Origin of the sequence: Arthrobacter sp. H5 (genome assembly GCF_000520595.1) — a bacterium.
GTDB lineage: Bacteria > Actinomycetota > Actinomycetes > Actinomycetales > Micrococcaceae > Arthrobacter_D.
The window spans coordinates 1-8589 of the sequence record NZ_AZSC01000350.1; the positions used below are offsets into that span (position 1 = coordinate 1).

Below are 8589 nucleotides of genomic sequence, written 5' to 3' on the forward strand. Positions count from 1 at the left end.
GACACAACACGCTACTTCGGCCTTGCCAATATCCAGGGCAGCAACCCTGGCAATAATCTGTTCCTCATCCTGGGACTGCGCCAACACGGCCCTCGCCCGACCTTTCCCTACCCTCGTACCTGATATGGACAGGTGGCCGCCTGCGGGAATCACAACGGGGAAAAGCTGAATCTAGTCCTCGTGCTTAATCAATCGGCAACAGTGAAGGGCCCACGGCGTGATCCCCAATGCCCGGCTAGACGACGGTCTCAACGAACCATAGGGATAACGGCATCGACAGGCGACCACAACAACATTTTCAGCCCGGAACGGGCGTCCCGCAAGGGACACCTTGGCTAGATGCTGCATTAGAAAGAGCCGCCGACAGTAGGGCCCCGTATCTTGATCACAGGAAGGTCCGGAGCAGGAAAGACGACTCTGCTCAACGAACTTGCGAGCCGCGGCTTCCGAACGGTTGATACGGATTACAACGGCTGGACATTATCGGATGAAAATGGGATGTGTCCTCCGCTGTAGACGTGCACGTGCAGATGCTTAGAGTCCTGATACAAGCCAAGGTTGGTCAGCACCGCAGCAGCACCTTGCTGGAGTTCCATTTCTCGAGCAATGTCGGTGTGGAATCGTCACAATCACCAAGGGTAGATGTGAGTTGCAACGGTAAATGGCGTGGTTTCCGCAGCGCTTTGTGGCCGAGCAACTAATTCCGTAAGCCCATCCCTCAGCGGACGATACTCAGCGTGTGCGTGGTTGGATGCCAGAGCGAGTCCAGGCGAGCGACCCAGGGGTCAGCCATGAGGCCCACGCCTAGCCGGCGGATGACCCCTTCAAGTGTCACCCACTCGGCTGCCATGACTTCGCTCTGCTGCAATCTCAGTTCGGCGTTCGCAGGCTCGCGAGCGGTGTAGAAGTCAAGAAGAGCTGATGCTTCAACAAATCGATCAATAGGAATCAGCGCAGATGGCGGAACGTCAATACTCGTCTCCTCCCGCAGCTCCCGACTCGCCGCCTGGCGGCTTGTCTCACCAGCTAGAGCACTGCCCCCTGGGAACTCCCACCTGAATCAAAATTCCTTGTTGGCTGCGCGCTGGGTAAGGAGGACGGCTCCATCCTCACGCTGCACGCAGACTGCGACGATCAGATGAAAACGTCCGGACGGCCAATCCGCTGCACCCCTGCGATAGATGTCACCGGTCGGTAACCCTTCGGCATCTACGACGTCCCACCACTCGTCATCACTAGTCATTTCGAAACTCGTCCGGGGCGTTGACATACCTTCACCCTAATAGGCGGCGAAAACCTGTGGATTTGATCGCTATGTGGCGGCGTTCTGTGATCGCTTGGTGTCGCGCCCGCGCCCGTAAGCTGATCCAGTCTGCAACCAATAGGTACGGCGGCCGGCCTCTACTTCATACCCAGCATCTACTCATTCACAGGAACGAAACTTCAACCCCTCCGCATGGACCACCACTGCAGCACCATAAGAGCACGGGTTTAGGGGCGGAAGGCAATTACTAGCGCTCTAACTCCACGTCCCACCGGTTCACCCTGATACCCGCCGAACACGTCCTGGACTTTCAGCCCTGCTTCCTCGATCATGAGGCGGAGCTGGTCTTGCGACCGAAAAAAAGCGGTCCACACTCAACTCGCTCGGTCCCATCTGCTCGACCCCGAGGCCTAGTAATACAGGCCAATTGGGCGGCCATTGTCGGCTGCGTTCTCCAGCAGGTAGGACTCCAGGCCGAGCCACAGTTCAAGGCTCTGGTTGAAGTCGGCGGCCTGCGGTGCGGCGTTCGTGTAGAAGAACGTGTCCTCATTGGCCTGGGCAGCCTCGGCGGCGGTATCACCCCATACGGCTGAGGCCCGGCGCACCAGGTGGCCGCGGTCGATGTCGTTGCGCGCGTACAGCCTCTCACCGGTCTGTTGGTCTTCAGCAAGCCGCGGATCTAACCGCCAGTCGATGCCTGAACGGTCCAGGTCCATCAGTTTCGCGCCGTCGATGCCGAGCGCCGTGATGGCTGTCAGACGCTTATCCGGCCGCATCAGGACCGAGAAGTTCGTGTACGGAAGCAAGACCGCCCCCCCTCCGTCGAGGGCTGGTATAGGCACGCTAGGGCCGAGGAACTGCTCGTCGAAACCGGTCCGGCCGGACAGCTCGCCGGCTTTCAGAGATGTAGGTTCAGGCAGGAGTGCGTTCATCTGCGGAATGTACCACCAGCTGGTGACGGGAGGATAAACGCGTCCGCGCAGTGCGGGACTGCTCAGCGACGGAAAACTTTCATCAGCATTGCGGTGGCCATCCCCGGCCCCGGAGTAACGGGAACTAAAGGACCGGGGTGGCCTTCTGCTGTTAGACGCCTTCGACAGGCTTTTTCGTGAAGACCAGGTCGTCCTTTCCGAACGGGGCCCTGCTCAGGATGGTTGGCCCATCCTCCGGGGATCCTTTGGTCCGGTAGACGGTGATGTACGCCCGCGCCTGCCACAGGTAGATGTGGCGGTGCCGCGGAAGGTCAATGTCCACGGCTGTGCTCACTTCTGTCTTGTGCCCTTCTGTTGTTTCGGATGACACCTGCATTTCGTTGGTGTAGCTGACCGACAGTTTGGCGCTGAATCCACCGGCCTCGACCCCGGTCTCGGCTCCGACCGTCAGAGATGTGGTGTTTTGGAAGCCCTCGGATTTATCGAGCGATGTGCCGACCAGTACCGATTCGGTGTACTTGGCATGGTCCCCGGTGTCGAATCCCTTGAAACAATTCCAGTAGGGCTCCGAGGCCAGGTAGTAGAACGGGCTGTCTTTCGGGCCGCTGGAACTTAGCGCATCGGTTATGATGCTGCAGGGCAGCACCTCGACATACCCGAGGCCAGGCGCCGTTTTGGTGTCCACCGAATTCTCTTCGTAAATTGGGGCCGCCGGCGGGATCCGGTGAACAGGAAGCTTGAGCTTTTCAAGCACCAGGCACTTGCCCTGCCCACCTCCCGTGAAGACACTCAGGAAGGTCGTCGGCGCGAGTGTCAGCTTGCCTTCCACCGACGGGGCGTTCGTGAGATCCACGACGTTCAGGCTGGCGTTCTCATCCCAGTTCGAGCCCTTGTCATTCCAGAAGGTCTTCTCCTCCGGCACATCGTGGACGAGATCGGAATCCACGCACCAGTAATTCTCCGGGTCCGGGTCGGTGTCATTGAACCCGACGGCGATACCCATCGCCCTGTAGCCCTCCGGTGCATCCAGCGAGTAATACGCCATATTCACCGAGTTGCCCGAGTCCTTGTCCTTCAGGATCCAGTGGAATCCTTTCGGATGGACAAGCGGCGGCTTGTCCCCGTCGAATGCTCCGGGAGCTACGAGCATCACCGGGGCGCGGGAGGCATCTGCGTTGTTGATGGTGGCGAAGTCTCCCAGCGGCCGGAACCTGTTCTCAGGGTCCTCGATCTTGCGCGACTGGAAGAACGATATTTGCGTCTGCCCCCTCTGGGAGTTCCAACCGTTGTTCAGCTCCGCTGCGGCCGCGAACTTCATCAGCAGCGAACCGAACGGCGCTCCCCGCTCTGCGTATCCGGCTTCCTGGATTGCGGCGTAGACAGCCGGCCCCGGTGCAGGTGTTTCCGTCGCCTGGATGGATGCAGCGGTAGTGGTGGTGGCGGTGCTCATGATTTTCCCCTTGGTGACGCTGGTTGCTGGACCGGATTTCCAGCGGAGGGCGAGAGTGGCAGCGGTGCAGGAGGGTGCATACGAGAAAAGCACCGAGGAGAGAGGGAGAATGCGAGACCGAACCTGATCGCAGCCCCAACGCGAGAGCAGGTGAACCGACGAAAGTCGGAGTTGATGTAAGCCTCTACTGCCGCACTGCGGGTGTCAATAGGTGCGTCGTGTCCGTCCGCTGGGCGGCAAGGACCGGAATTGAGCAGACTGAAATATGATTCAGATCATGCCTGACGCCGACACGAGACAGCTCCGACACCGGATGGCGGAGCTATTCGAATGGAAGACCAGTCCTGAGACCGGCAGGCAATACTTCAATCTCTTTGCTTGGTGGCGGGAACCCGACGTCGTGGCGGGCATCGGTGCACTGCTCGCGGAGCCGTTCAGGTTGGATTCGCCAACCGTCGTCGTGGGCCCCTCTGCCAGTGGACACTTAACCGGGGTCCTTACGGCCATCAGCCTGGGTGTTGGTTTCTGCCCCGTGCGCAAAGACCCTATGCCTTCCTTCGACAGTGATCCCTGGGTCAAGGTCACCAGCCCTCCTGATTATAAGGACCGCCACCTTGAGCTGGGGTTGCCCAAGGGCCTAATCCGGTCGGGTGATCGGGTTCTCGCTGTGGACGATCTAATTGACACCGGCGGACAGCTACTGGCGCTACAAAGACTTGTCGAGGAAATCGGAGCATCATGGATTGGAGCATCCGTTCTCGTCGACAACCTCAAGGAAAGCCAGCCGCGGCGACAGCTGAACCTCAGGTCCGTCTTTCACATCCGAGACCTCTGAGGGAAGACAAGGTAGCAATTGGCCGGCTGGTGAGAGCAGGCTACCACTGTGGCATTCCGTTCGCCTGCGGGCCGTCGAGGACAAAGCCCGGTGCTGCTGGTGTAATGGAGGCGCCCCGTTTCGCGCTGAAGTACAACTCTGCCGCACAGGCCGTCACCCTGAAGAACTGCAGCGGTACCGAGCGTGTCCAGCGAAAAACACTGACTTCCCGGACTCCTTCGAAAAACCGGGTGTTTGTCCGGGCGTTTTGTCGGGCGTAGAATAGATGTATGTCAACGAAAAGACTCAACCGCGCTATCGAGGCGTCAGACTTTGTTGTTGCCTTCAAGGACTACGGTGTGAGCCAAATCGACATCGCGACGGTGGCCCGGGTGGACCCAAAGACCGTCTACGCCTGGAAAGCGAAAAGCACCAGGCCACGATCGAGTACCTACTCGCGCCTTGATGGACTAAGAGAAGTTGTACGTATCCTGGAGGACTCCCTGACGACCAGGGGAGTGGGGCAGTGGCTCCACGCCAATAACCGGCTCATCGAAGGACAGCGACCGCTGGACGCTCTCCGCGAAGGAAAGCAGGACCAGGTCCTCCAAGCCGCCAAATCATTCATCGACGGATCGTACGTTTGACCCGGTGGACAGCCAGTGAGCTCTCTGGGCTCGTCGGCTCGCTCCCCACAGCGACGATTAGCGGAAAATGGTGGCACCAAGGTCCTGTTGGCCGGTCCTTCCTGTTCTGCCCTGATCCATCCCGCGGCCCGGGTCGCTACCATCGAGCAGGAGGGCCAGGCGCTTGGTATGCCAGCTCCAGCATGCGTGCGAGCTGGTGCGAGCTGTTCCGCCACTTCATGGAAGGCGCCACAGTCGACCCCTTCGAGGTAAAGCGCCTTGCTGGCCGGATAAAAGTCTCAGGCCTGAAGGTGCTCGACCTGTGCGACCCGGATGTGCTGGTAAAACTGCATATCACCAGCGATGATCTGAGAGGTGACGACTACGCCGTATGCCATGAGCTTGCCGACGCAGCCAGGTCATGCGGGATGGACGGTGTTCTGGCTCCCAGCGCTGGTTTACCCGGACAGCGAACCATTGCACTTTTCCCTGAAACAGTCGATGGTGGCTCGGTGGAAGAGCAACACAGCAGAGTGCAGGTCCCGTCGATAAACCTCATGGATGTGCTGGAAAATGTCCGCGCGACGCCTGCGCATAAGTCGGAATTCGCAAAGTACACCGCCAGGCTAAGGCGAATTGGACGGGCAGCGGCCGGCAGGTACTACCGCCGACGCTGATGGGCCCGTCTCACGAACTCCAGCTTGGTGCGACTGTTTCTGATTGCTACAAAAGTTAAGCATTTTCGAAATCGAAATGTCTCATCAAGTCCGTCTCACTTGGCCTGTCTCACGAATCCTCGAGGGAGAATGACACACGCAATTTCAGCACACGCGCTCTGGAACCCTGCTGGAATCGAGCAATGCCGGCCTGCGTGGCCAATGTAGAGGCGTATCTTGGTACCAGGATCAGGAGGGAGCATCAGATGCTGATCGCACCGGGCAGGGATGGTCAGGACGGGATTTCGGCAGTCGTTCAGTGGCTCTGCGGCGTCCTCACCACCCGCCTCACCACCCGCCTTGTCGGTGGCCTTGCAGGCATCACCGACATGAAACTGGTGGGCAGTTGGCGCGGCGGTGGCCGTGAGCCAGAGCCCGCCGTTGAGGAGCGACTCCGGTTCGCTTACGGCACGCTCCGAAACATCGAAGCGGCCAGAGGCAGGCGTGGTGCCCAGGCTTGGAGCATGACCATGAATCCGCGGCTGAACGGCTGCTCGCCCATCAAAGCGATACGCGAGGGTCGTTACCCGGAGACAGCAACTGCCGCAGAAGCTCTGCTCGAAGACGGTTACAACGGGTGAACCTTTCGGGCAGGGTCTGCGGAGTAAAGAACCTGCCCGGCGCCTATGCGGCCGTGAGCCCGTCGACCTCATCCAGAGCTGCGTTGCTTTCAGCGGCCGCGTGCTTGAGGATCTTGTCCGGCTGGAACCCCGCCCAGCGGTCGAGGACGGTGCCGATCTCATTTATGACAAGCACTACTGGAGCCTGCGAGTAGTTGTACCGGGCATCAATCTCGCGCTTTTCATCGTTGGTCACGTCCGAGACAAGAGGTAGACCCCTTTGGCCATCTTGCGGTAAGTAGCCGTGCACTTGGGGGCAGCCGGCGTTGGAGAGGACAGTAACGGTAGTCGAGGTGGCGGCGGTCCTTCAGGGATGTGGTTGGGCAGTGCATAGGGCTGGCTCATGCTACGACGTCCTCGCGGCTTGCGCGGGCGATGTGGTGACGAAGGCTGCTGGGGGTGGCTTTCAAGGGGCGGCCGCTGCCGACCAGAGCTGTGCCCGTGCGGTAGGCCAGTTCCCGCTCCGCTAAGCGGATGGCATCCTCAAAGTGGTCGAACGCCGCCCCGCGTCTGGAGGATGCAATGGAGTCCGCAATGTGCTGATCCAGGACTGCAACCGCGCCCCCGACGAGCGCATCATATTCCCGGGTGTACCCGACCTGCAGGTGCTCGACCAACGCATTCACAAGGAGTGCCAATGCCCTGGTCTTCTGAAAAACGGTCACGGTGCTGAAAACATCGGCTACGGATTGAGGGTTTACCCTGGCGCCGTGGTGGCGGATGTATTCAACGAAGGCTTGTGCGGTGATGATTTCCGGTCGAAAGCTCAATGATTCACCTGTGCGGAAAAACGCGTGGACGGGCGTGCTGAAAGTTTTCCGTGCATGCCTAGTCTGCCCGCACATTCTGCGCGGCAAGCGCGAATTTCTGGCGAAGAAGACGCACCAGGGACGTGGGCGCGGAGCCGGTCAGATTCCACCCTCTGGTGCCGACGAAAACGATCTCGCTCTTGTGCGGATCAGCAGCCAGCAAGGCGTTTAGGTCCTTCCCGTGAGCGAGGTGCATCCCCTCATGCTTGTGCAAATCGTCAGCAGTCTGAGGGAACCATGTCATGTGCCAAGCTGCGGCCCGGGTGTTGTTTCTGCTTGTCACGATGAGTCTCTTTCTGTTCCGAGAGATTGGAGGGTGGAACGCTAGGTTGGCATGAGTACATGGTTTCCCGAGTTCGCTATGGGTCGCAAGTGTATTCCTCGTGATTCTCATCAGCATTACTCACCAAGTGGGCTGCCTGGAAACTTACCCGCTGTAGCCCTACGTCCGTGGATCACAACGGCCCGATCATTCGACCATCAACGGATAGTGCCTGTGAAGTTTAAAGATCGCGACCCTTCTATTCTGCAGCACCATCAGTTGCAGCACGGCAGCGGGCGAAGAGGCAATCGGGATTAGTGCCAGTCGGACGCCGGTTCTAAGTTGAGTGCCCAATCCGCGACACCCTCGTCGTTGAAAGGCAGCTCGCCGGGCGGCATATGGGGTCGGTTCGACGCCAAATGCTTTCCTTGGATCCACGGCGCTGGCCCTGCGACCCGCGGAAACAAAATGGGGTGCATGCTCGGCAGCCCTGCCAACGACTCAAGGAGTATTCGGTCTGCAGGTGGCAGCAGCTTGTGACGCCCAACCTCTGACCCTTGCGAGTCTAGTTCAATCAACCAGGGCCATTCGTCGGGTTCCGGGGAAGCAGCCCCTGTTGTCACACGCACAGCTGAACGTTGACCGCATACATTTCTAGAAAGAGCTCGCGATTGTGCATGTCTATCGAATCGAGCGCCCGGTATGACTCCAACAGAACGTTCAACAAGTCTGGTCCAGCGATATTTTTGTTGAGCACCGATCGTTGGCTATCGGTCCAGCCTGAGTACGATTTCATACTCTGCGCATCTAGTACTACAGTCGCGTTTATGGGGTGTGTCCGCGGGCTTTGTAATGACTATGTCGGGCGCGGTGCTGGTGTTTTCGACGCCAGGTTGAGTGTTCCAGGACTTGTTCGGGGGCGATGGTCCGGTGCCAGACTAGTCGGACCAACAGGCGTCTGATTTCGGGCAGTGAGAGCCGGATCAGTACGCCGTCAGCGGGGGCAGGGCCCCTTTTTTGGAGCGGATCACGGTCAGGAAGGCCTGGGCGAACATGGAGAGGGTGATGTGGCGGTACCAGCCGGTGTATTGGCGGA

At 59.3% G+C, this 8589-nt stretch carries 11 protein-coding genes; 5 read left to right on the forward strand and 6 right to left on the reverse strand.

What is annotated here, in order from left to right; all coding sequences use genetic code 11:
- The first annotated feature begins 381 nt into the window (after window positions 1-381).
- Entirely contained in the window at window positions 382-516 is a 135-nt protein-coding gene (locus Y708_RS29520; RefSeq protein WP_253905651.1) for a GTPase, read from the forward strand.
- A 544-nt stretch (window positions 517-1060) separates the two neighbouring features.
- On the opposite strand, the gene Y708_RS0101335 is transcribed toward Y708_RS29520, so the two are convergent.
- From Y708_RS0101335 to Y708_RS0101345, 3 genes are all read right to left on the reverse strand, one after another.
- Window positions 1061-1243 (reverse strand): NUDIX hydrolase, encoded by a 183-nt coding sequence (locus tag Y708_RS0101335; RefSeq protein ID WP_028278540.1) that lies wholly within the window; start codon window positions 1241-1243, stop codon window positions 1061-1063.
- Window positions 1244-1674: 431 nt separating this feature from the next.
- Window positions 1675-2196 (reverse strand): DNA/RNA non-specific endonuclease, encoded by a 522-nt coding sequence (locus Y708_RS22140; RefSeq protein WP_051478401.1) that lies wholly within the window; start codon window positions 2194-2196, stop codon window positions 1675-1677.
- A gap of 151 nt (window positions 2197-2347) precedes the next feature.
- Window positions 2348-3646 (reverse strand): Vps62-related protein, encoded by a 1299-nt coding sequence (locus Y708_RS0101345; RefSeq protein WP_028278541.1) that lies wholly within the window; start codon window positions 3644-3646, stop codon window positions 2348-2350.
- 277 nt (window positions 3647-3923) lie between these two features.
- On the opposite strand from Y708_RS0101345, the gene Y708_RS0101355 reads away from it, so the two are divergent.
- From Y708_RS0101355 to Y708_RS22150, 4 genes are all read left to right on the forward strand, one after another.
- A complete protein-coding gene (locus tag Y708_RS0101355) occupies window positions 3924-4481 on the forward strand; it encodes a phosphoribosyltransferase family protein (protein ID WP_028278542.1) in 558 nt (185 codons plus the stop codon).
- 269 nt (window positions 4482-4750) lie between these two features.
- On the forward strand, window positions 4751-5107 hold the full coding sequence (locus tag Y708_RS0101360) for a hypothetical protein (RefSeq protein ID WP_028278543.1): 357 nt from the start codon (window positions 4751-4753) through the stop codon (window positions 5105-5107).
- Window positions 5104-5763, forward strand: a complete 660-nt coding sequence (locus Y708_RS22145) for an RES family NAD+ phosphorylase (protein ID WP_162150424.1) — start codon at window positions 5104-5106, stop codon at window positions 5761-5763. The genes Y708_RS0101360 and Y708_RS22145 overlap by 4 nt, the downstream gene beginning before the upstream one ends.
- 245 nt (window positions 5764-6008) lie before the next feature.
- A complete protein-coding gene (locus Y708_RS22150; RefSeq protein WP_155853614.1) occupies window positions 6009-6383 on the forward strand; it encodes an XRE family transcriptional regulator in 375 nt (124 codons plus the stop codon).
- A 43-nt stretch (window positions 6384-6426) separates the two neighbouring features.
- Here the strand turns inward: Y708_RS22150 and Y708_RS0101375 are convergent, their stop codons facing one another.
- From Y708_RS0101375 to Y708_RS0101385, 3 genes are all read right to left on the reverse strand, one after another.
- Complete coding sequence (locus tag Y708_RS0101375) at window positions 6427-6618, reverse strand: hypothetical protein (RefSeq protein ID WP_028278544.1); 192 nt, start codon at window positions 6616-6618, stop codon at window positions 6427-6429.
- Window positions 6619-6763: 145 nt separating this feature from the next.
- Window positions 6764-7192 carry a hypothetical protein gene (locus tag Y708_RS0101380; RefSeq protein WP_028278545.1) on the reverse strand — a complete coding sequence of 143 codons (429 nt, stop codon included), beginning with the start codon at window positions 7190-7192 and terminating at the stop codon, window positions 6764-6766.
- A gap of 58 nt (window positions 7193-7250) precedes the next feature.
- Window positions 7251-7514, reverse strand: a complete 264-nt coding sequence (locus Y708_RS0101385) for a hypothetical protein (RefSeq protein WP_155853616.1) — start codon at window positions 7512-7514, stop codon at window positions 7251-7253.
- Window positions 7515-8589: the final 1075 nt, after the last annotated feature.